Origin of the sequence: Kamptonema sp. PCC 6506, assembly GCF_000180455.1 — a bacterium.
Taxonomy (GTDB): Bacteria; Cyanobacteriota; Cyanobacteriia; order Cyanobacteriales; family Microcoleaceae; genus Kamptonema; species Kamptonema formosum.
The window spans coordinates 24,332-45,721 of sequence record NZ_CACA01000283.1; the positions used below are offsets into that span (position 1 = coordinate 24,332).

The 21,390-nt window shown below is 43.6% G+C and carries 22 protein-coding genes and 2 pseudogenes; 10 read left to right on the top strand and 14 right to left on the bottom strand.

Features of this window, described 5'->3' with window-relative positions; all coding sequences use genetic code 11:
• Nucleotides 1–29: 29 nt before the first annotated feature.
• The 7 genes and pseudogenes from OSCI_RS32255 to OSCI_RS15650 all read right to left on the bottom strand — a co-directional run bounded on the left by OSCI_RS32255 (nucleotide 30) and on the right by OSCI_RS15650 (nucleotide 6,585).
• Nucleotides 30–947, bottom strand: coding sequence for a DUF192 domain-containing protein (locus OSCI_RS32255; RefSeq protein ID WP_007355988.1), 918 nt, complete (start codon nucleotides 945–947; stop codon nucleotides 30–32).
• 242 nt (nucleotides 948–1,189) lie between these two features.
• The gene (locus OSCI_RS15625; RefSeq protein ID WP_019487854.1) at nucleotides 1,190–1,399 is read right to left on the bottom strand and encodes a hypothetical protein; all 210 of its coding nucleotides are present in this window, start codon (nucleotides 1,397–1,399) and stop codon (nucleotides 1,190–1,192) included.
• 4 nt (nucleotides 1,400–1,403) lie between these two features.
• Nucleotides 1,404–1,688 (bottom strand): BrnT family toxin, encoded by a 285-nt coding sequence (locus OSCI_RS15630; RefSeq protein WP_007355990.1) that lies wholly within the window; start codon nucleotides 1,686–1,688, stop codon nucleotides 1,404–1,406.
• A 197-nt stretch (nucleotides 1,689–1,885) separates the two neighbouring features.
• Nucleotides 1,886–3,617: pseudogene (locus OSCI_RS15635) on the bottom strand (NAD+ synthase).
• Nucleotides 3,618–3,822: 205 nt separating this feature from the next.
• Complete coding sequence (locus OSCI_RS15640) at nucleotides 3,823–4,551, bottom strand: NUDIX hydrolase (RefSeq protein WP_019487852.1); 729 nt, start codon at nucleotides 4,549–4,551, stop codon at nucleotides 3,823–3,825.
• Entirely contained in the window at nucleotides 4,509–5,111 is a 603-nt protein-coding gene (locus tag OSCI_RS15645; protein ID WP_007355992.1) for a nicotinate-nucleotide adenylyltransferase, read from the bottom strand. The genes OSCI_RS15640 and OSCI_RS15645 overlap by 43 nt, the downstream gene beginning before the upstream one ends.
• 82 nt (nucleotides 5,112–5,193) lie before the next feature.
• Nucleotides 5,194–6,585, bottom strand: coding sequence for a nicotinate phosphoribosyltransferase (locus tag OSCI_RS15650; protein ID WP_007355993.1), 1,392 nt, complete (start codon nucleotides 6,583–6,585; stop codon nucleotides 5,194–5,196).
• 98 nt (nucleotides 6,586–6,683) lie between these two features.
• Here OSCI_RS15650 and OSCI_RS30045 point away from each other — a divergent pair, with 98 nt between their 5' ends.
• Entirely contained in the window at nucleotides 6,684–6,833 is a 150-nt protein-coding gene (locus OSCI_RS30045; RefSeq protein ID WP_155523429.1) for a hypothetical protein, read from the top strand.
• A gap of 247 nt (nucleotides 6,834–7,080) precedes the next feature.
• Complete coding sequence (locus OSCI_RS15655) at nucleotides 7,081–7,227, top strand: hypothetical protein (protein ID WP_007355996.1); 147 nt, start codon at nucleotides 7,081–7,083, stop codon at nucleotides 7,225–7,227.
• Nucleotides 7,228–7,576: 349 nt separating this feature from the next.
• On the opposite strand, the gene OSCI_RS15660 is transcribed toward OSCI_RS15655, so the two are convergent.
• On the bottom strand, nucleotides 7,577–8,260 hold the full coding sequence (locus tag OSCI_RS15660; protein ID WP_007355998.1) for a diacylglycerol/polyprenol kinase family protein: 684 nt from the start codon (nucleotides 8,258–8,260) through the stop codon (nucleotides 7,577–7,579).
• A gap of 64 nt (nucleotides 8,261–8,324) precedes the next feature.
• On the opposite strand from OSCI_RS15660, the gene OSCI_RS15665 reads away from it, so the two are divergent.
• The 3 genes from OSCI_RS15665 (at nucleotide 8,325) to OSCI_RS32270 (ending at nucleotide 9,621) form a co-directional block, all read left to right on the top strand.
• Entirely contained in the window at nucleotides 8,325–8,555 is a 231-nt protein-coding gene (locus OSCI_RS15665) for a helix-turn-helix domain-containing protein (protein WP_007355999.1), read from the top strand.
• Between the two features lie 149 nt (nucleotides 8,556–8,704).
• A complete protein-coding gene (locus tag OSCI_RS32265) occupies nucleotides 8,705–9,106 on the top strand; it encodes a hypothetical protein (protein ID WP_007356000.1) in 402 nt (133 codons plus the stop codon).
• A complete protein-coding gene (locus OSCI_RS32270) occupies nucleotides 9,079–9,621 on the top strand; it encodes a DUF4351 domain-containing protein (RefSeq protein ID WP_324603628.1) in 543 nt (180 codons plus the stop codon). Before OSCI_RS32265 ends, OSCI_RS32270 begins: the two co-directional genes overlap by 28 nt.
• A gap of 22 nt (nucleotides 9,622–9,643) precedes the next feature.
• Here OSCI_RS32270 and OSCI_RS15675 read toward each other — a convergent pair whose 3' ends face one another.
• Together OSCI_RS15675 and OSCI_RS15680 are read right to left on the bottom strand one after the other, a co-directional pair.
• Nucleotides 9,644–10,591, bottom strand: a complete 948-nt coding sequence (locus tag OSCI_RS15675) for a glycosyltransferase family 2 protein (protein ID WP_007356002.1) — start codon at nucleotides 10,589–10,591, stop codon at nucleotides 9,644–9,646.
• A gap of 160 nt (nucleotides 10,592–10,751) precedes the next feature.
• Nucleotides 10,752–11,222, bottom strand: coding sequence for a tetratricopeptide repeat protein (locus tag OSCI_RS15680; RefSeq protein WP_007356003.1), 471 nt, complete (start codon nucleotides 11,220–11,222; stop codon nucleotides 10,752–10,754).
• 131 nt (nucleotides 11,223–11,353) lie between these two features.
• On the opposite strand from OSCI_RS15680, the pseudogene OSCI_RS32445 reads away from it, so the two are divergent.
• From OSCI_RS32445 to OSCI_RS15700, 4 genes and pseudogenes are all read left to right on the top strand, one after another.
• Nucleotides 11,354–12,740, top strand: a pseudogene (locus tag OSCI_RS32445) (glycosyltransferase family 4 protein).
• Nucleotides 12,741–12,865: 125 nt separating this feature from the next.
• A complete protein-coding gene (locus tag OSCI_RS15690; protein ID WP_007356004.1) occupies nucleotides 12,866–14,470 on the top strand; it encodes a hypothetical protein in 1,605 nt (534 codons plus the stop codon).
• A 253-nt stretch (nucleotides 14,471–14,723) separates the two neighbouring features.
• A complete protein-coding gene (locus OSCI_RS15695) occupies nucleotides 14,724–15,146 on the top strand; it encodes a phosphomannose isomerase type II C-terminal cupin domain (protein ID WP_007356005.1) in 423 nt (140 codons plus the stop codon).
• A 232-nt stretch (nucleotides 15,147–15,378) separates the two neighbouring features.
• A complete protein-coding gene (locus OSCI_RS15700) occupies nucleotides 15,379–15,708 on the top strand; it encodes a HesB/IscA family protein (protein ID WP_007356006.1) in 330 nt (109 codons plus the stop codon).
• Between the two features lie 107 nt (nucleotides 15,709–15,815).
• Here the strand turns inward: OSCI_RS15700 and OSCI_RS15705 are convergent, their stop codons facing one another.
• The 4 genes from OSCI_RS15705 to OSCI_RS15720 form a co-directional block, all read right to left on the bottom strand.
• Complete coding sequence (locus OSCI_RS15705; protein ID WP_007356007.1) at nucleotides 15,816–16,592, bottom strand: ABC transporter ATP-binding protein; 777 nt, start codon at nucleotides 16,590–16,592, stop codon at nucleotides 15,816–15,818.
• 576 nt (nucleotides 16,593–17,168) lie between these two features.
• Nucleotides 17,169–18,896, bottom strand: a complete 1,728-nt coding sequence (locus tag OSCI_RS15710) for a phosphatase PAP2 family protein (protein WP_007356009.1) — start codon at nucleotides 18,894–18,896, stop codon at nucleotides 17,169–17,171.
• Between the two features lie 136 nt (nucleotides 18,897–19,032).
• Complete coding sequence (locus tag OSCI_RS15715) at nucleotides 19,033–19,917, bottom strand: alpha/beta fold hydrolase (protein ID WP_007356010.1); 885 nt, start codon at nucleotides 19,915–19,917, stop codon at nucleotides 19,033–19,035.
• A gap of 316 nt (nucleotides 19,918–20,233) precedes the next feature.
• A complete protein-coding gene (locus tag OSCI_RS15720; RefSeq protein ID WP_007356011.1) occupies nucleotides 20,234–20,434 on the bottom strand; it encodes a hypothetical protein in 201 nt (66 codons plus the stop codon).
• Here OSCI_RS15720 and speB point away from each other — a divergent pair.
• The gene (gene speB / locus OSCI_RS15725) at nucleotides 20,412–21,326 is read left to right on the top strand and encodes an agmatinase (protein ID WP_007356012.1); all 915 of its coding nucleotides are present in this window, start codon (nucleotides 20,412–20,414) and stop codon (nucleotides 21,324–21,326) included. The two genes, OSCI_RS15720 and speB, sit on opposite strands and share 23 nt — an antisense overlap.
• Nucleotides 21,327–21,390 lie beyond the last annotated feature (64 nt).

Genomic DNA, 21,390 nt, shown 5'->3' on the forward strand with positions numbered 1-21,390 from the left:
GAAGTAAATCCTATAAAAAAATCTTCCCATTAAAAAACGCGATCGCCTACTTTCAACCCTAATTCTGCCGCCCTCCCTCCCCTGAGTTCAATCACTCCATCAACGATCGCATCTGGCCCATAAGTAGGGCAAGATTCAGCAAAACAAGGCGGTGCATTGGCGATTACAGCTTGCACTACCCCCTCCCGAAGAAAAATCATATCTAATGCGATCGGCACGTTTCTCATCCAAAATTTAACATTTCGTGGCGGTTCAATGGGGAACAACATCCCCCGATTATCGGGTAATTCACTGCGGTACATTAAACCGATCGCTTGTTCAATAGGAGTCTGCGCTACTTCCAATCCAATCGCATTACCTGAGATATTGGTAGTAGTAGAAACTGGTAAAATTTGACCTTGTTCTATGCCACCAATCAAGGAGATAAAATTTGAATCTATTAGGTTGTTAACACCTTGTAAAACTGCTAAATATTTGCCTGTAAGCCGATCTTTCACAACTGCATTACCCTCCGTCAAAAAAATATCTAAGTCGTTAAACTTCAGTCCGCCTGTCAAAACTAGGCGATCGTTACCGTTGCCAAAATCGGTAATTTTATCTGCATCAGCTAAGCTAGATGCGCCTGCGGTGTCGAGGACAAATAGATCGTCACCGACACCACCAGTTAAAATATCTGTGCCTTCGCCACCAATCAGGAAATCTTGACCGCGATCGCCATTAATTATATCGTTACCTTCACTGCCATAAAAGGTATCATTTCCCTGTCCGCCAAAAAGAGTATCTGCACCTTCATTACCTATGACGGAATCGCTGTCTTGATTGCCAAAAATTAAGTCATTTCCCCCTAAACCTTGGATGGTATCGTTACCTGCAAGTCCTCTCAAAGTGTCGTTGTTGAGAGTTCCTTGTAAAAAATCAAAACTAGGAGTACCATCAATATTAGTCATTCTATTTTAGATGTTAGATTTTGGGTTTATTATACAATATTTCCTAATCTATACCCTAATTCAAAGCTGGCAGTTCTTCAGAAAATTTTTGTAAGGAAATCCGGCAAGAAGAGAGATTATTTTTGGGATTGTATCTAGAGAAAATGTGCTCGGATTTCCTTGATAAACCAATTTTTTTAGAGATATCTGGTTTTCCCCAACAGTCTCTAAGTAAAAACCCGATTTCTGTGGTTGTTGGTAGGCTAATTTAGAGATAATTTCCGCTTAGAAACAACACAATCTTGCAAATAAAGGTTAATTAGTTCCTGAGAAGATATACCTTTTTCCTGAGCCATAGTTTCAAAATATTCAATTACATCAATTCCGAGAGAAATCGTGACCTGTTTTTTTAACTGTTTAGCAAAAGGATTAGGTCTTTTTTTCATTTTTGAAAGATCGTATTCCGGTTCCATTGTTTTATCTCCTATATTCTTGACTTTCATTTTTAGTTGCTTTTCTTGCTGAGATAATTCTAATGAGAGAATCCTCTTCTCTAAAACAATGAACTACAATTAATATTCTCATTTTAGAGCTTATGCCCAAAAGTAAAAAACGTTCTTCTTCGTGGGAATGATCTTCATCCCAAAATTGAAGGGCATAGTCATCAAAGAAAACTGATTCAGCTTCTTCAAAAGAAATACCATGCTTTTGTTGATTAATTTTGTTTTTTTGCTCATCCCATTGAAATATTATTTTATTCATTCTGCCAAAAGGTCATCCAATCTTTATCCTCAGTCATTAAACCATCCTTGGGAATTTTGACAATAGCAATCTATTGATCCTCCTATTTGGTCTGGTAATAATTTAATTTATAGTTCAACTTCCTTTCTACTCCACACATCCTATTATAGATCATCCATAACTGATTGCAGCCTGTAAAACAGGTATCTTGCCTATTTTTACTGAACCCAAGTTTTAGCAATAGGCATTCGCCAACCAGTGCCAAAAGCGCGATCGCTAATTTTCAACCCTGGAGGCGCTTGTCGCCGCTTAAACTCTGCCCTAATCACCAACTGCACTACACGCTTAACCACCATTTCATCATGTCCAGCAGCTATAATCTGTTGAGCTGATTCGTGTTTTTCAACTAATCGGTGTAGAATATCATCCAGAACATCATAAGGTGGTAAAGAATCTCGATCTACTTGCCCCGGTTTCAATTCAGCACTTGGTGGTTTAGTAATAATATTGACGGGGATAATCTCTTTAGGGTAATTGGTAATTCCACCCCCCCTCGCCCCCCCTTAGTAAGGGGAGGAATGTTGTTCCCAATTCTCCACTATTCAACCATTGGCACAGCGAATAGACGCGAGTTTTCGGAACATCGGCAATTACAGCTAAACCGCCATTCATATCACCGTAAAGCGTGCAATAACCCACAGCCATTTCTGACTTATTGCCCGTCGAAAGTAGGAGATGCCCAAATTTATTAGAGATGGCCATTAACAAATTACCGCGAATCCGCGATTGAATATTCTCCTCTGCGAGCCCAAAAGTTGTCTCTGCAAACAAAGGATCTAAAGTTTTGTCATAAACTTTCATCAATTCGCCGATAGGGATGATTTCTGTAGTAATGCCGAGATTTTTACCTAATTCTTCAGCATCTTTAACAGAATGATCGGAACTATAAGGGGAAGGCATGAGCACGCCTAAGACATTTTCTGCACCCAGAGCAAAAGTTGCGATCGCAGCTACCAAAGCTGAATCTATCCCACCGCTTAAACCTAGCACAACTTTAGAAAAACCGCACTTGCGGACATAATCTCGCACTCCCAAAACCAGCGCTTCCCAAATTTCTCCATCGCTAGATTCGGGGAGAGGTTTAATTACATTAGGCAACAAATCTCGCTGATTCTCATCATATTCTAACAATACAAAATCAGATTCAAAAGCAGTTAGGGAACAAACAACTTCACCCAACCGATTTAAAGCAAAACTACTACCATCAAAAATCAAATCGTCATTTCCACCTATTTGATTAGCATAAATAATAGGTTTGCCGTAACGAGTAACGCTATGCCGTAACATCGCCTCTCGGAGTTTTCGTTTACCAACGCTGTAAGGGGAAGCTGATAAATTCACTACTAAATCTGCACCCATTTTGGCTAAGTCAGAAAAAGGATCGCCAGCATAACTCCTTTTTCCCCAAAACTCTTCATTGTTCCACAAATCCTCACAAATAGTCACGCCGATCTTATGTTTTCCAATAGTAAAATATTCGCTCTTTTCACCAGGCTCAAAATATCTGTCTTCATCAAAAACATCATAGGTAGGCAACAAGCGTTTATTAAAAATTCGCTTAACTTCCCCATTTTCTAGCAAAGCAACGCTATTAAATAACGGCTTCCCGCCCTGTTTCCCAGCGTGGGGATTAGGAATTACAGTTCCTACTAAGACAATCAAATTTTGCGGTAAATTCTGTGCTAATTGCTGTAATTGTTGGCCCGCAGCTTCGATGAAACCGGGATTAATTAATAAGTCGCGCGGCGGATAACCAACTAAACAAAGTTCTGGCGTTAGCAGCAGGTTCGCATTAGCGTCAGCCGCTTTTTTAGCGGCATCTAGGATTAGTTTTGCGTTGCCAGTTAAATCGCCCACAGTAGGATTGAGTTGTGCAATTGCAATTTTCATAATTATTATTAGTTGTTAGTTGTTAGTTGAACTCCCTTAATAGCGGTTCAAACCGCTTTTTTAAGCATACCAACTCCGGCTTAAATATCCCCTTTATTTTTTAGTCCGCGTAGGCGGACTTTGTTTGTTTAGTAGCGATTTCAATCGCCGAATGTCGAGAGTGTTTCAAAACTATATTTTCGTATTATAGCCAATAGACTTACGACTAAATAAACACTAACGGCTTATCCTTAAAAGGGGCAAAAGCATTTTTATCAAAGCGATATAAACTAGCGGGACGACCAGCGCCTCGCGACACTTTTACCCCAGTATCCGATAAGAAACCTAATTTTAACAACCGAGCGCGAAAATTAGAATAATCGGAGAAATTTTCTTCTAGAATAGTAGTGTAAAGTTGATAAAGCTCACCCAAAGTAAAGACCTCCGGTAATACTTCAAAAGCAACTGGACTGTATTCAAGCTTGTTACGCAAACGGCGATAACCATATTCTAAAACTTGGTTATGATCGAATGCTAACTGCGGTACTTGTTTAACTGGATACCAAGCAATTCCACTCACACCATCAGCAATTAATTCCGCTTCTTCAAACCTGACTAAAGCAAAATAACTTACAGAAAGATAGCGAACACCCCTGGTAAATTCTCTAGGATCTCGCCCCGGATCTCCGAAAGTGTACAATTGCTCTAAATACAGATTTTTTACTCTGATTTTCTCGGCCAAAATCCGATAAGCTGCATCTTCAAGAGATTCTCCTTCCCTCACCAGCGTACCCGGAAGACTCCAATGATCTAAGAAAGGTTCATCTTGCCGCATTACCAACAAAACTAGCAGGCGATTTTGTACAGTATCGACTGAGAAAATCACGTTATCGACTCCTACTTTGAAGTCTGCTAGTGAGTAACTTTTACTCTTTTTTTCGCCTCGTCCAGCCATGCGTACAAATGCTCCCTGTGGATATAAGCTTCAATGGGAGGCGTTAGGGCTTCCGTGTCTCCTTTTTCACGATAAGCTGTAGAAGAGACATTTGGGCCAGTCAAAGATGCGATCGCAACTTCCGCACCCATTCGCCTCAACTGTCTCAAATCTATCTCTTCCGGTGGATAACCGGGACGCGGTACTACCAGCCACTTCACTTGTTTTAACAATAGTTCAATCTTGTACCAGCGTGGTAACTGCGTTACCAAGTCAGAACCGATAACCATTGTTAAATCGGCATCTCCCCACATCAATTTTGCCTTTTCCACTGTTTCTTGCGTCCGAGGACTGCTAAGTTCTGGGTGCAAGCAAATGTTATTTCTGGGCGAATTAATTTCTTGAATTGTTAGCAGCAACATCGCTGAACGGTGTTCTAATGATGTCTGGTGAGATTTAAAAGGGTTATCAGAGGCCCAAACTGCTACCCAATCAAAATGTTGAGAAAGCCAACTAAGAATAGTTTTGTGTCCCGCAGTGGGCGGATCGGCACTTGTACCAAATAAAGCGATTGTTTTCATTGTTAATGGCTAATGGCTAATGGCTAATTGCTAATCGCTAATTAAAGTTAACTGTTAACTGTTAACTGTTAACTGTTAACAATCATCGCTTTTTTGTTCGTTGAGTGAGAATTTCTAACTCTGGCGAAATTTCTACTACCGGGGATATTGGGTTATCTAAGCGGCGAGTTTCAGCGGGAAGACTAGCCACAGAAGCGGCCGTTCTCTGCGCGATCGCATCTAAACTTTCTACCGGCCGCACCCGTTCGCCATCCTTAACCATTAATTCCATCAACGGAACAGAAGACTGATTAACAACATCCGTTACTAATCCCAAACAATCTCCCCTCACTTGGCCATTTTGCAAATATCTAAAAATTTGCTTACGGCCTGGATAAGTCGCCTTCCCACTAGCCTCCTTCATCACCGGAATTCCATTAATTTCTACTAACTTATAAACACCATTCACAGGCTCTCCACTTACCAGTTTCGTTCCCAACCCATAGCCATCAATGCAAGCACCCAAATTCTTCAACTCAAAAATTTTCCACTCATCCAAATCGCCGCTAGCAAAAATCGGCACTCCCGGAAGTAGCGATCGCACTTCCCGCGACAACTCCACCAGATTCCCCGAATCCAACCGCACCCCTTCCAGTCGCATTTCACCCCGATTTACCCGTTCCGCCAACTGACGCGCCGCAGCAATTGTATCGTAAGTATCGATCAACAGGGGCGCACCCGGAAAATATCGGTGAAACGCCGCAAACGCCCCCTCCTCGCTTCCCTCACCAGCCGCGATCGCCATCACCAAAGCATGAGCCATCGTACCCGCAGGTTTGCGGCCCAACTTCAAAGCTGCCAAAACATTAGAAGTCGCATCCAAACCCGCAGCCAAGGCCGCACGAGCCGCCCAAATAGAAGCTTGAGGGCCAAAAGCGCGGCGCGTCCCAAACTCCAGCAGTTGAGCTTGCGGCCCCGCCACATCGCGCAGCCTAGCCGATCGCGTCGCAATCAAAGTCTGATAGTTAATCGCATTCAGCAAATAAGTTTCCACTAGCTGAGCTTGCCACAAAGGAGCATCCACCCTCAGCAATGGCTCGTTTGCAAACACCGCCGTCCCTTCTGGAACCGCCCAAACATCGCCAGTAAAGCGGGCCGTCGCCAACAACTCCCAAAATCGCTCAGGAGCATTCGCAAAAATTCCCGTAGACTGCAAAGCCTCAATCTGTGCTGGACTAAAGCTGAATTTCTCTAAATAATCCAATGCTTGGGCTAAACCCATCGCAATCAAATAGCCAAAATTTTCTGGGAACCTGCGAGCAAACAGCTCAAAGCTAGCCTGCTGTCGCTCCAACCCCTCCCCCACATAACAAGCCGCCATCGTCAACTGGTAGAGGTCAGTTAACAGACTATAATCCTGTGGGGAAAGCGTTAATTCTTGGTCTTCCCCAGCGGTCAAGCCGATGGTCGTGTCGCTTTCAGTGGCAGTTTTCATGGGACAAATCCCTGCAAGCTTGGTTTTTTTAATTATAGTGAAATATACCAAATCTGTCTAGTCAAGATTTGATAAAAATTTGTGATAATCACCTGACCATGAGCTTGCTTATAGTTGGTGACGATCGAGGAGCGGGTATAGAGACGAAGCGATTTCAGGCTCTCAAACCTACGAGCTATCAAGGGTTAAAACCCCTGCCTCATAACCAAAGTCGTCTGAAAACGACTACTAATTTAGGATTTACGTAGCAGATTTTGTAGCGCCATCATCTGGGTAGTATTTTTACTTTCCAGAGGGCGGCGTTACAGATGCTATTGGGTAATTCCTATTTATGTTATGGTGAATTATATAAAAATAGCTATAATCCTGGGTAAGTTCTGTTAATGATTGCGGACTAATAAGGAATAAAAATAAATATTGCTAATCCGATCCCCAGATCAAAACTGACATTAATATATAAAGTATATTAAGACCTAGACAAACGAGGTGGACAGTATGAATCTTTCCAAAAGTGTTAGAGATGCCATGCGTTTTGTTTCGGAAGCAGCGATGCGGATTTTCAGCCCCACTGATGACAAGTATCCTGTCGTTGGCGTACAGCCTTTTGAAGGCCAACCGTTAAAAGATAAGTCGGCAGATTAAGAAGCCATTCAGGGATTTCTACTTGTTTACCTCCCAAGGTAATTACTTTAGATGAGGTAAGGCGATCGCCTGAGACTGTAGAAACACAACAACGGTAATGTGAACTCACTTTTAAATAAATCAAATCAGCCCCATCCACAACTACAGTGCATGGGGCTTTTGATGGCCTAACACCGCCCTCGGTATAGCATAGGGGCTAGGGACTAGGGACTAGGGGCTAGGGGCAGATGGGGCAGATGGGGCTGATGGGGAAGTGGGGAAGAAGAGAATAGAATCAGCGAGTTTTAGTAATTCAGAACGTCCTAACTACCAAGAAGGTTGCTATATCTTCACCGCCTAGAGGGAGGCATTACAATTGATTCAAGAAAAACGCGATCGCAGCAGTACCTATCGGTACAGTCAGATTATCCATGCCAAATTTGGAGAAAGATTCCAAAGTAGTCGCAACTAAACCAACAACAACTGAAACCCCCAAAGTTTGCCAAACATTACCTTGAACAGCCAGTAAAATTAAACTGCTAACAGCAAAACTAACTAAAAACATAGTAAAAGAACCTTCCCAACTCTTCTGCATTCCCCAAATTTGATAAGTATGTTTACCAAAACGCTGACCAATCACAGCAGCTAGTCCATCTCCCCAAGTCATTACAAGAATACCCAAGGCAGCATATTGTGGTAGTTGCACAGGCCAAAACCAAGCAATTAAAACACCGATGCTGACAGCATAGAAAAAAGTACCCCAACTTTGTCGGCCGACGCTGTTAATGCTGGGTAAAATAGGAATCAAGTAAGAGATGAGTGCGATCGCGCCCGCCACAATCCCCGCCCCAATCCCCACCCAAGCCGGAATTTTCAGCCACCACGCCAGCAAAATCACATTCCCCGAACCAATGTGTACTATCTTCCGGGATATCTCTGGATCTGCCGAAGTAAACCGATTTAGTCCCTCAGCTACAAGTAAAATCAAACCTAACCAGGCTGTAATAAGGGAAATTTGCAGCCCAACAGTGGGAATTTCAGTAAAGATCGACACGATAATCAGGAAAAACGCCGTTAATTAATCTTCTTCCTAGCACTATAGTAGAAAGGTTGATGCCATGCTTTATCATCTCTTGCTTTGGTTAGCCAAAAAGTTTGGTTCTCAGATAAAGCATGGACAGCTTATCGATCTCAGCTTAACCCATCAAGACATTGCTGAATTTCTGGGTACAACCCGCGTGACAATTACCCGTGCTCTGAATAATTTTGAGCAGCAAGGTTTGATTAACCGCCTTTCCGTTCATCGAATTGTTCTGCAAGATTCAGAGTTTTTGGATTATCAAATTTAAAGCCAAGATTTGAGGCGATGTCAAGGCTGTTTCTTTGATGGTGCAACAGGTAAAATATAAGAGACTGTAAAAAGTCCAATCGCCTTCTTCCTTCCAACTCCTACCTAAACAGATTAAAATCTTTAAAACACTCTCGAATTACAACAGCCTTGACCTACGACAACACCTGTAAATACATAGCCGCACAGAATCCAGCAAGTTTCGTCCGCTGGTTACTTCCTAATATAGAATCTACCAATATCGAACTGCTCAAAACCGAACTTCCCGCCGAACCACTCCGCGCCGACTCCCTAATTCTACTGCGCGTCGGAGACACCATCCTCCACCTTGAATTTGAAAGATTACCCTATTCTGTGCCTCCGATTCCCTTCCGAATGCTGAACTATTGGGTACGCCTTTACGGGCAATATGAGTGTAAAATAGAACAAGTAGTAATTTTCTTAAAGCGGATTGACTCACATCTAGTTGCTGTAGACAGTTTTCAACAACAAAACACTCTACATCGCTACCGTGTCATTCGCTTGTGGGAACAAGATTCTGCACTTTTTTAGCAGACCCTGCTTTACTACCCTTAGCACCATTAACTCGTACTGACTCACCCTTAGCATTGTTAGAGCAAGTAGCAGCACAAGTGGATTTGATTGCAGACTTCGCACAGCGACGGGAAGTTTTAGCTTGTACCAGTATATTAGCTGGTTTGCTGCATCAACCTAACGTGGTTCGTCAACTATTTCGAGAGGATATTATGGAAGAATCTCTGTTTTACCAAGAAATTATCCAAAAAGGCTTGCAAAAAGGCTTACAACAAGGCTTACAACAAGGCTTACAACAAGGTTTGCAACAAGGCTTGCAACAAGGCTTGCAACAAGGCTTGCAACAAGGTCAACAGCAGCAAGCACTGTTACAGACTTTGCGCCAATTGAGTAGGCGCGTGGGAACCCTTACACCCTCTACGGAACAAAGAATTCGCGCCTTATCATTTACTCAATTAGAGTTATTAAGTGAGGCGCTGTTAGATTTCTCTAGCCAAGCAGATTTAATGAATTGGTTGAATAATATCAACTAGGAGAATCCCTAAGTAACTCTTCTCAATTACGTAATTGCCGCAAAATCTTAAACCCTTTTTCCCTTAACTCCATCGGCAAAAGTGATAATCCTAAACCAGTCCATGCCTTTGCCGTTGAGAATGACTTGCTGGCAAAAATCATTTGCCGACCTTTTGCGTTTTCACCAATCTCTATCAACCGCAAACCTAACACTAATTCTGTTTCTGCAATCCGCTTAAGTCTAACTAATTCTAGCTTGTCTGCATCAAACTCATAACTCGTTAAATAACTCAATTTGTCTGTTAAATAAGGGATAGCTCGATGAATACCTTGCTGCTGTGAATGCCAGCGATATTCCATTAATGGCTCAGGTAAATAATAGCATTTTTTCCCGGCTATAGCAAGGCGGACTAATAAATCATTGTCTTCGCAGTTTTGGAGATTGGGGCGCATAAAACCTACTTCTTGCAGAACATTACGGCGAAATAAAGTTGCGCCAACTTGTAGGCTTTGTTTAATAAAAACTACTTCTAGTAAATTATCAATTATTCCCCCCGAAAGTTCGCTTCGTCCCCATCGCTGTGAATTGAGTTTAGTCGCGATTTGATCGCGAGAATTATTACTATCAATTATCCAGTGATCTGTACTAACAAAATCAATAGTTGGGCTTTTATCTAAAATAGCAGATGTCCGGACTAGAAAGTCTGGAACTAAGCGATCGTCATCATCAAATTTGATAAAATATTGACCTTTTGCTGCTGCAAACCCCGATCGCATATTGTTACTTTTTCCAATATTTTGAGAGTGGCGTATATAGCGAATATTAGCAGCATTCAATTCAGACATAACGATGGGAGTGCTATCATTTGAACCATCATCGCATACGATCAACTCAAAGTCTGTATAAGTCTGCTTTAAGACACTTTCAATGGCATTTAAAAGTAAATGTACGCGATTGTAAGTAGGGATGCAAACACTAATTTTAACCACAATTTTAGTTGGCTACTAATTGTTAATTGGTAATTGGTAATTGGTAATTGGTAATTGGTAATTGGTAATTGGTAATTGGTAATTGGTAAAAATTCTCCCCGTCTCCTTCTTCCTTCTTCCTTCTTCCCTAGCCCCTAGCCCCTAGCCCCTAGCCCCTCTTTTAATTAAGCCGAGCAGTACATTCCAAAATCAATTTTTGATTAACTAAGGAATAGGGCTGAATTTCCAAAGCTTGGCGAAAAGCAACGATGGCTTTTCTATAATTTCCTAGTGCAGCGTAACATAAACCAAGACCGTGCAATGCTCCAAAATGAATCGGGTTAATTTTGATAACTTCTTCGCAGTCATCTAGGGATTTTTGATAGTCGCCTTGAGTGTAATAAAGTACAGCCCTTCTGTTCCAAGCTTCGGCAAAATCAGGACTATCTGCTATTAGTTTTGTGAGGATATCTAAGGCACGAGAAAAGTCACCAGCATCGAGCAGAATCTGCGATCGCCTGAGCATTTCCATCCCGTAAGCTCCTTTTTGCTCAAACCAACTACGCCATAGTTCTGTAGTAGCACGATCGCGTACTCTTTCATCCGCGTCTTTCAGGTCTTCGAGTAATGCTTTGATAGATGAATCGTCCATTATAGCTAGGGACTAGGGACTAGGGGTTAGGGGTTAGGGGTTAGGGGAAGAAGGATTTAAGGATCTAGGAGACAATAAGGATATCTGGCTACGTCCTAATATTTTTATTTATTGACTTTTTGCATACCAATATGAAGATTTTGATACTTTCCTCAACTTTTCCTTATCCGCCAGGGCGGGGTGGAACTCAAGTAAGGACGTTTAATTTGTTGAAATATTTGAGTCAGCAACATTCTATCACTCTGGCAACACTGCGATCGCACGACGTGACAGAGGTAGAAATAGAGCAACTGCGCCACTATGTCCAAGACTTAGCGATTTTCCCTCGTCCCCAGGTAGCTGTTGGTTGGGGATGGGGTGGAAAAGTGCAGCGATTTAGTCGGTTTTTACTGGAGGGAAGGCCTCCGAATGTAATATCTATCTATTCTCCAGCAATGCAGAATTGGGTAGATGAATTTGTCGCAGCGGGTAAATGCGATGCGATTACCTGCGAACACAGCGTTAATGAGATTTATGTACGTCCTGAGTGGCGCAAAAGGTTGGGGACGGTAGTAAATATTCATAGTTCAGTTTATGGAAGTTGCCGACAGATACTAGAAACTGGTACTTCCGAGAAACCATTGCGCGATCGCCTCAATCTGCCTTTGCTCGCTCGCTACGAAAAATACTACTGTTCCAAATTCTCCCGCATTGTGGTCACAACTGAGGAAGATCGGCAGCAGTTGCAGGGGAGCGGGGGAGCAGGGGAGCGGGGGAGCAGGGGAGCGGGGGAGCGGGGAGCGGGGGAGCAGGGGAGCTCTTGAGCGGGGAGCAGGGGAGCAGGGGAGCAGGGGAGCAGAGAAAGGGAGATTTCCTTCTTTCTTTCTTCTTCCTTCTTCTTCCTGCGTTCCTATTCAAGTTATTCCTAATGGCGTAGATTTGGCAAAATTTCCCTACAGACAAGTAGATCCGGGGGGACATAGATTAATATTTATCGGGGCGATGGATAATTTGGCCAATATTGACGCAGTACGATTTCTGAGTTTAGATATCTTACCAGCCTTGCAGCAGCGTTATCCTGACGCTACCCTGACTATAGTGGGATCAAAACCAGTAGCGGAGGTATTGGCATTGCGATCGCAGTCGGGAATTACAGTAACGGGTCAAGTCCCTTCAATGGCAGAATATTTGCATCAAGCCACAGTTTGTGTAGTGCCGATGCGAATTGGTCTAGGAATTAAAAATAAAACTTTAGAGGCAATGGCAGCGGGAACGCCTGTTGTAGCTAGCGATCGCGGTTTGGAAGGGCTCGCTGTTGACGGCGGTGGATCGCCTTTGGGGGCCTTGCGAGGGAACCAACTTGAAGAGTATGTTGAGGCGATTAGTCGCTTATTTGAAGATCGACAATTGCGGGAGGAGTTATCACAAAATGCGCGATCGCTAATCGAAACCGAATATACCTGGGAAATCATCGGTCAACGCTATGAACAAGTTTTAAAAGATTGCTTCACACCTAGCACCACTAAACTCTGCCAGTAGAATACACCAAAGCAATTTTGAGAGATTGCTTCGTTACCTTGGAACGCTGTGGTTTTAAGTTAAAAAAGTAAAGAATTCCCCACATCTCCCCTCTCCCAATCTCCCCTCCCCCAGTCTCCCCCCCGATGGAAAACAAGATTGAACCCGCAAACCGGAAGCGAAAACCCCCTGAGAACGTCAAAATCGCTCAGGGAAAGGTTCAGCCTACCCGGAAGGCGGTCAACAACAAACGCCAAAACCCTCAAAAATCTAGACCAAAGCCGTCCCAATCCGGCTCTAAGTTCCTCTGGAAAAAGGCACTTGCCAATTTTGTCGCCCTTACCGTTTTGTGGGGTGGTGCGGGTGCAATGGGAGGAGGTGCTTGGCTAAGCTACCAATTAATTGTCGATCCGAATGCGAGCATCTGGATCAATCAGTTTTTACCTGAATGGTCTCGCCTTCCCTTTGCCAGCGGTAAATCGATTCAGACTCTCTCGCAAATCCGAGCTAGTCTAGGGCAAGTGGGACTTATACCCGGCGAAATGCTGCTGCTTCCCAAGGAGAAATCTAGCGAACGCGAGGTTCCCGACTTGCTAGTACCTGTAATGGTAGAGCGGCGGTCAACTGTATCTATAGTGTGTAAAAATCCTTGCCGCCAGATTGTCGAACTGCGGGTATATCAGCCAGTGCAAATTCCCTATCAAAGTTATGAAACTGAGCAATATTATCGGCTGGCGAGTTCTGTAGCTGTGGAAGGCCCGGCGGAATCTTTTGTGATTGCTTCCCACACTGATGCTAATGACAGCCAAGGCTCAAATAAATCCTTACCGCTGACAGCTTTAAGCCTCTTTGAAGGCAAAGTTCCCAGTTCCGGGGCTTGGTTTAACCTCAGCGGTCAATTATTACGGGCGGATAAGAAAATTCCCTACGGGCAGGTAGTTCACTACAATCCTACCCAAACTCATTTGATGTCGCTCTTGGAGTGGACGGGTGCGGCGGGAAAGGTTCCGAGTTGGCGACAGGTAACGGGGGGCGGGGAACCGGAGTTGGCGATCGATCAAACTATAGGTTTAGACCCGCAATTTACTATTTATCAGGTTCAGCCTCGGAAGTTTGTACCTAACCCAATTCAGTTGACGGCAATTTCTTTGGAAGAACCGGCTTTAAATAATCCTGGTTATAAAGATGCGCTACGGTTGGCTAAAAGTGGCTTGTGGTCGCCAGCTTTGGGGATGATGCGGGCTTTGAAGACTAAGGCGAAGGGGGGTTGGTCGCCGCAGGCGCAAGCGCAGCTAGATTTGATTAAGTTTCATGCTAATGTTACTCAGTCTCAGGCGATCGCATCTTGGGCTTCTCCCAGTCAGCAAGTTCTGGCAGATTTAATTGATGGCCGTTGGCATGATGCTTTACAAGTATTTGAGGCAGATTTGGGGAATAGTTCTGAGATCGCCAAAATGTTGAAAAATGATGGCGATCGCATCTGGAATCGCGTAGATGCAGCGCTGAAGGTAAATTCCCAGGATGAAGGAGCAAAGGCTTGGGGTGCTTTAATTGTGGGCGCTCAGGAAGGTCAGCGATCGGCTGCTGCTTGGCTAGATCGACTACCTGATACCGATCGAGAAACTAGGGTTCGCATCCGGGGATTGCTGGATCGACTAGGTGAGGCGCTCTCTAAGCTAGAAAGTTTAGAGGGTCACGCGAGTAAAAATACTGGTTCCGCTTTTCCAATTAACAATATAGATTACGCTTAAAGTCTTTACAGGATAGTTGCGATCGTGACGCTCCATATAAACGAGCGAGCCATTCATCCCTATTGACCATCACGATCGCTCCCGTCGAGCTCACGTAAAGCAATCTCAAGCTTTATTCTCTAAGTTAAAGCTTGTTTAAAGAGTAAGCGAGTATGGATGAAGACTTAATGTAGATTGGTTAATTAGTTAACAGCAGCTAGGGTGAATTTGCTATGGTTAATTTTAGTGCCTTAAAGCTGAAGGAGAGAAAATCATGGTTCAAGTTCAAGAAATTTCTCAGGTTTCCACTCTACGCACATCTAGTAGCTCGACTGGAGTTGCGGCTACAGAATTAAGACCTTGGGGTTCCTTCACCACTCTGGAAGAAGGAAATGGATATAAGATTAAGCGGATTGAAGTAAAGCCAGGACATCGCCTCAGTCTGCAAATGCACCACCACCGCAGCGAACACTGGATTGTTGTTTCCGGTACTGCTAAAGTCACCTGCAATGATAAAGAAGAAATTATCTTTAGCAATCAGTCTACTTATGTCCCTCAATGTCACTCTCACCGCCTGGAAAATCCCGGCGTGATTCCTCTGATCCTAATTGAGGTACAAAATGGGGAATATTTAGGAGAAGATGACATTGTACGCTTCCAAGACGACTACGCTCGAACAGAATCTAAGGCTAAATAGAAAATTGAGGAAGTCAGGAATCCTAAAGTATGTAAAAATTATTCTGAACGGCTAAATCCAGCCTTTGATTCTGACTTCTGAATTGTCATTCCTATAGCAACCTTCTTGGCAGTTAGGACACTCACTCATTGTTTCCACCCTTAATTCTATTCCCTTCTTCCCTTCTTCCCTTCCTCCCTAGCCCCTAACCCCTAGCCCCTTCTTCCCCTAGTCCCTAGCTATAAATTTTTTAATGATTCACTTAAACAAACCAGCAGCTATTGAGGTAATGCGTCTTAAGTCTAAGCATCCCAATCCCAATGCTTTATTTCGGCTTGGGGTGGAATCTAGTGGCTGCTGTGGCTTGTCTTATACAATGGCTTTTGATGAAACCCTTAACCCTGACGATTTGGTGTATGAATCTGAGGGAATCCAAGTAGCGATAAATCCAGAGCAACTTAAGTATGTTAATGGTCTTACTTTGGATTATTCAGAGGATTTGATGGGGGGAGGTTTTAGATTTCATAATCCTAATGCTAGCCAAAATTGTAGTTGTGGTAATTCGTTTAGTCTAAGAGAATAAAACTCACAAGACTTAACAGTTTAAGTTTGGTTTATACCAATTTTACATGAAGTTGCATATAGCTAGGGGCTAGGGACTAGGGAAGAAGGGAATAGAATTAAGGTCTGCTATAATCCTGCACTGTGGAGGTCATCTGGTGTCAGATCGTCGTCAATCACTTCACCATCACGGAATACGACAATTCGGCGAGTTTGACGCGCTACATCTGACTCGTGTGTTACCATGACCACTGTCATCCCACTATCGTTAAGTTCCGTGAAAATATTCATCACTTCTTGAGTAGTTTTGCTATCTAAAGCGCCTGTAGGTTCATCCGCTAATAATAGTACGGGACGATTGACTATAGCACGCGCGATCGCTACCCGCTGCTGTTGTCCTCCTGATAGTTGGTTGGGTTTATTGTACAGCCTACTTTCTAGACCCACCCGCGTTAAAGCCACAGTTGCTCGTTCTTTTCTTTCCGCTGGGGGAACGCTGGCGTAAACCATCGGTAACATCACATTTTCTAATGCTGTTAACTGCGGTAACAGATGAAATTGTTGGAAGACAAACCCCAGTTTTAAATTGCGAATACCAGCTAAATCATCCTCTGGCATTTGCGCGACATCCACGCCGTCTAAATAATAACTACCACTGCTGGGGCGATCGAGACAGCCTATAATATTCATAGCTGTAGATTTGCCAGAACCCGATGCTCCCATAATCGCGCAATATTCCCCTTGTTTTACTATCAAGCTGACACCGTTTAAAGCACGAACTTCTAGATCGCCGATGCCATAGACTTTAGTGACATTTTCTAAGCCGATAATGACAGGTTTTTCTGATTTTTGGTTGAGTTCGCCTTGGAGGGTTGAAGAGTAGCTTTCTGAAGCTTGGTATTTCATAACTAGGGGCTAGGGGCTAGGGGCTAGGGGCTAGGGGAAGAAGGGACTAGGGGCTAGGGAAGAAAGGGCTAGGGAAGAAAGGGCTAGGGAGGAAAGAAGGGATATAGAATCAAGGGGTTCGCTGTGAGGAATCAGCGGAACGGCTTCAGGAACTTAAAATGTCCTAACAATTTTGTTGGTTGTTATAGCTATATATAATCAATATTCTAAAAGATTTTTTTAAAAATGTCAAAGACCTTAAAAATCATAAGACTTACGCAAAGATAACCTATTTCTGCCATTACAACACAATTGAAGTAATTACAACCTTTGTTTTATACCAATAGGCCTTATGCAGGTCGCCCCAGAAACCGGGTTTTTGAGAAAATCTGTGGGTAATAACGAAGTATTTTCGTTAAAAAACCCGGTTTCTTTGGTTGGGTACGTAAGTCCTGACTATGATTTTCTCACACTTTACATAACAACGAAGTATTTTCGTCAAAAAATCCGGTTTCTTTGGTTGGGTACGTAAGTCCTGACTATGACTTTCTCACGCTTTACGTAACAACGCCTCTTTAGTAGTTGCTATAAGCACCATCAAACCAAAAAGTTTTGGACAACGTAGTTACCTAAATCTCTCCCCGTCGCCAAACCATCTCGATTAGCACTCATAAAATGAATCCCCCCATAAAGGCGACTCATTCCAGCTTGATCTGCTGCACTTTCAAAGCTATCAAATTTTCGCAAACTATTAACAGAAGGGTCTCCCACATCCACAAAACAAAAATCTTCACCAAAGAAAGAGCTCAAAATCGCATCTGCTGCACCGCTAAACGTACTGTGCCCAGATGTGTACTCAGGAAAAGGGGGAGTAGTTAGTAATGGTTCCCACTGTGAATCAGTAAGTGTAGCTGGATTGCCATCTTTCTCTGCTTCCCTGATTGCAGTCAATGGTCGCCAGAGAATATATTCATACTTAGCATCCCACGCACAAATACCTGCATCAGCCAGACCAATATTTAATAATGCGAATAAGCGAGCATTCTCTTCTAGGGAATTTTCTGCTAGTACAGATGATTGTTGAGCAATTTGGTTCCAATGACCGGGAGGTGTAAAAGTACCCGCGCCATCCGCCCAGAATTTAGCAATTGCTGTTTGGTCTGGCGATCGCGTTAAGCTATCTTTTTTGCCTATTTCCTTAACAAAATTGACTTCCTCTGCATACTCAGCACTATCTAAAGCTGGCGGGCCAGATGGTCGAAATTGGGAACCGCTAGTCATTGCAAAACAATCAACATCTGGCCATTGAGGTAATAGGGAATTGGCAAAAGCAGGTGGAGTTGGTACCCACTCGCCAGGATTATTTGTCGGCGTGTAAGTGAGTGCTTTACTGGTGCCGTCTTGACTTCTTAAAGCAATAATTTGGTCGGCGGCGGAGAGGCCGACGGCAATGCCATCGGTTTTGGCCTGTTTATTAGGAATTGTGGCTAAAGATGATGCGATCGCGGCATCAAACTTAGCTTTCTGTGCAGGATACAAACTTGTTAATACTCGGTTTGCTGCTGCTGCTGCCGCCGCTTCTATTGATGCTCCCCCTGGTGCTTCTAACTCCACTTTGTAAGTGCTGTGGCTGCGATCGGTCGCATTCACAGCGTTATAAATGGCGGTGTGAACCATTGCCATATTGCGGGCCGCTATGGGAGGCGGAGTGCCACCTGTTCGCACTGCGTCTAGTAGGATTGTATTCCAGTCAGTTACAACTGTACCTGACGTGAAAGTTACAAAGTTATTTTGGGTAATTGTATTGGCATTAACTCCTTGTAGGACTGCCATATACTCGCCGGTAAGTTTGTCGCGAATAATGGTATTGTTACTGTTAGCACCTGTACCTTGAAAGATGTTTAAATCTTCGTACTTAACTCCGTTAAGTAAGCGCAGGATATCGCTGCCATTTTTAAAATCAGTAATGTAGTCGGCTTTGGTAATCGTTTGACAGCCGCAGCCTTCAATGGCAATACCAAAGATATTATTTCCTTCCCCGCCAGTGAGGGTATCGCTGCCTTTGCCACCGATGAGAGTATCATTACCTGCTTCGCCTAAAATGCGATCGTTGCCCTTTGCTCCCCAGATGATGTCATCGTCGGCGCCACCGTCGATGAGATCGTTACCTTGACCGGCGTTGAGCTTGTCTTTGCCATCGCCGCCTGCGATCGCATCATCTCCCTTGTCGCCGTAAACTATATCATTGCCCTCAAAAGCCACAAGGCTATCTGATTCTACTGTTCCCTGGAGATAGTCAAAACTTGAAGTACCATTAATTACCATACTTAAAACCTTTGAAAAAAATTTAGCTTCACACCTGACTTCAACTTTAGGTGTAGCTGCTAAAGAAACAAGTCTTTAGACTGATGTAAAGCTAACATTATCTGCGAGCCGCACCCGTCAAACTTTAACAACTTCTTCAGATCCCAATTTTCCTAATAAAATCCCACAAAACCGGATTTACCAACTCAGGAGCTTCATCTTGCGGACAATGGCCCACACCCGCCAACTCCACAAATTTTTCAACACAAGGAAAATTTGCCAACTCTCGCCCCAATTCTATCGGCTCCCAAGGGTCATCTGCACCCCATAAAATCAAAGCTGGACAACTCAATCGGGGAAGTAAATCCTCCGCTAAGGGGCCAGAAGAATAACTCGTAAATGCGATAAATACATCTACTGCTCCGCTATCTAGCGCCGGTATCATAATCATATCTATTAATTCATCTGTCACTGCCTCAGAACGTTTGTAAGCTTTTAGTAAAATCGATCGCACAGTTTTCGGCCTTGCTAATTGCTTAAAAAATAGTTGACTGATCCAGTTGATATTAAGAACATTCTGTGCAATAGGTATGCCCATGCGCCGATACCAAGCTAGCTCAGCGCGTTTGCGATCGTGCAGTAGTCGCAAAGAACAATTGAGTAAAGCTACACCCAAAACTATTTCGGGAAAATCCACAGCCGCCTGCATTGCTGCGACACAGCCAATCGAGTTTCCTACTAAAAATACTGGCCCACCGACAACTTCTTTACAGAAATCAGCAATTTGTTCGCCCCAAGTTTCAAAGGTATAATCAATTTCAGTTTTGGGCTTAGGTTTAGCAGAACCGCCAAAGCCAATTAAATCAATGGCGTAGCAGCGACAATTCGCGGCCAATACTGAGAGATTTTTGCGCCAGTGGCCGCAGGATGCACCAAAACCGTGTACGAATACCACTGCCGGCCCTTCTTGACCTTGAGCTTGGTAGGAAATGGGAAAGCCTCGCCATGTCCAGGTTTGAGATGTAGGTAAAGTTGCTATCATTGCTTCGATAATGTATAAATATTTGCCTTACTTTTGAAAGGGCACAAGGCAGTTTCCTTTTACTTACTATTCTCTAATTTAGCTACTTTTGAGAGATCGAGAATAACGCCCCCCAATCAAAAATAATATGTGTGAAATTTCCAGAAATAGGGCACTATTCCTAAAGGAGTATTTCTCGATCGCGACCTCTGAAGGGGTGGGCTTTCAGCGCAAAAAGTCTGTGAGTTTTTTGTTTGGTGAAATTTAGAGATCTATTTGCAGACTGAGCCTGTAATGCTTGCTTGTGTGTTAAAAAAATCTATGGAGTGCTGACGATCTAGGCGATCGCACTCCCGCAAATCCTCGATCGCTCTTTACCTTTTATAATAAACGCAGCGGAAACACCCGCCCCAGGTTCGATAATTTCTCTATATGATGGTTTTGCACTCAGTAACATTCCTGTGTCAGGATCAGAAATGCAAACTTCCTTACCTCGATCTATCTGAATTTCCACTATGCCGACCACGATCGCTACCACTTCAGTTGTACCATTTCTAGGGTCTGAAATCGTACCAGACTACGATCAAGCCCACGTCGTGATTTTACCAATCCCTTACGAAGCCACAACCACCTATCGACGAGGCTGCGAAAACGGGCCGGCAGCACTTCTAGAAGCATCCCATCAACTTGAATGCTACGATGAGGAACTAGATAGAGAAATCTGCTACGATGTAGGTATTTATACTAACTACCCAATTGCAGATACTCGTAACGGTCAGCGAGTATCCTCGTTGGAAATGCTGCAAGTAACTCAAAAAACCATACAGCAGCTTATTGCCGAAAACAAATTTGTCATCGCTATCGGCGGCGAACACAGCATCACGGCCGGAGTAGTCGAAGCTTACCGTCTATCCTATCCTGATGAACCTTTCACAGTCATTCAAATTGATGCTCATGGCGATCTCCGCCACGAGTATGAAGGCTCTATTTACAATCATGCCTGCGTCATGCGGCGGATAGTTGATATGGGTTTGCCAACACTGCAAATTGGCATTCGTGCCATTTGTAAGGAGGAAGCAGATTTAATTAAGGAGAAACAGTTAAATGTAATTCGGGCAAGGGAAATAGCCACACAGCCAGATTGGATGGAACGTGCATTTTCAAGTATTAAAACTCGCCGGGTGTTTCTGACTATCGATCTAGACGGTATCGACCCCACTTTAATACCAGGAGTAGGAACCCCGGAACCGGGCGGACTAAACTGGTATTCCCTCACGGGATTTTTGCGCCGCCTCTGCGAATCCTACGAAGTCCTTGGCTGTGACATTATGGAATTAGCACCAGTTGTAGATTCCGTAGTATCAGAATTTACAGCAGCCAAACTGACTTATAAACTAATTGGATATCAAGCTTTGGCTAAAGGCTGGTAACGAAGGAAGAAGGAAGAAGGAAGAAGGAAGAAGAAAAATTAAATTTGATTCTTCTTTCTATCTT

Bases quoted from the DNA above. Each gene is read 5' to 3' on its own strand.
- OSCI_RS15710 (WP_007356009.1), bottom strand. From the start codon at position 18,896: ATGGTAATTAATGGTACTTCAAGTTTTGACTATCTCCAGGGAACAGTA.
- OSCI_RS15695 (WP_007356005.1), top strand. From the start codon at position 14,724: ATGGTTCAAGTTCAAGAAATTTCTCAGGTTTCCACTCTACGCACATCT.
- OSCI_RS15680 (WP_007356003.1), bottom strand. From the start codon at position 11,222: ATGGACGATTCATCTATCAAAGCATTACTCGAAGACCTGAAAGACGCG.
- OSCI_RS15665 (WP_007355999.1), top strand. From the start codon at position 8,325: ATGCTTTATCATCTCTTGCTTTGGTTAGCCAAAAAGTTTGGTTCTCAG.
- OSCI_RS32255 (WP_007355988.1), bottom strand. From the start codon at position 947: ATGACTAATATTGATGGTACTCCTAGTTTTGATTTTTTACAAGGAACT.
- OSCI_RS15650 (WP_007355993.1), bottom strand. From the start codon at position 6,585: ATGAAAACTGCCACTGAAAGCGACACGACCATCGGCTTGACCGCTGGG.
- OSCI_RS15655 (WP_007355996.1), top strand. From the start codon at position 7,081: ATGAATCTTTCCAAAAGTGTTAGAGATGCCATGCGTTTTGTTTCGGAA.
- OSCI_RS30045 (WP_155523429.1), top strand. From the start codon at position 6,684: ATGAGCTTGCTTATAGTTGGTGACGATCGAGGAGCGGGTATAGAGACG.
- OSCI_RS15625 (WP_019487854.1), bottom strand. From the start codon at position 1,399: ATGGAACCGGAATACGATCTTTCAAAAATGAAAAAAAGACCTAATCCT.
- OSCI_RS15700 (WP_007356006.1), top strand. From the start codon at position 15,379: ATGATTCACTTAAACAAACCAGCAGCTATTGAGGTAATGCGTCTTAAG.
- OSCI_RS15645 (WP_007355992.1), bottom strand. From the start codon at position 5,111: ATGAAAACAATCGCTTTATTTGGTACAAGTGCCGATCCGCCCACTGCG.
- speB (WP_007356012.1), top strand. From the start codon at position 20,412: ATGCCGACCACGATCGCTACCACTTCAGTTGTACCATTTCTAGGGTCT.
- OSCI_RS15640 (WP_019487852.1), bottom strand. From the start codon at position 4,551: ATGGCTGGACGAGGCGAAAAAAAGAGTAAAAGTTACTCACTAGCAGAC.
- OSCI_RS15715 (WP_007356010.1), bottom strand. From the start codon at position 19,917: ATGATAGCAACTTTACCTACATCTCAAACCTGGACATGGCGAGGCTTT.
- OSCI_RS15705 (WP_007356007.1), bottom strand. From the start codon at position 16,592: ATGAAATACCAAGCTTCAGAAAGCTACTCTTCAACCCTCCAAGGCGAA.
- OSCI_RS15630 (WP_007355990.1), bottom strand. From the start codon at position 1,688: ATGAATAAAATAATATTTCAATGGGATGAGCAAAAAAACAAAATTAAT.
- OSCI_RS15690 (WP_007356004.1), top strand. From the start codon at position 12,866: ATGGAAAACAAGATTGAACCCGCAAACCGGAAGCGAAAACCCCCTGAG.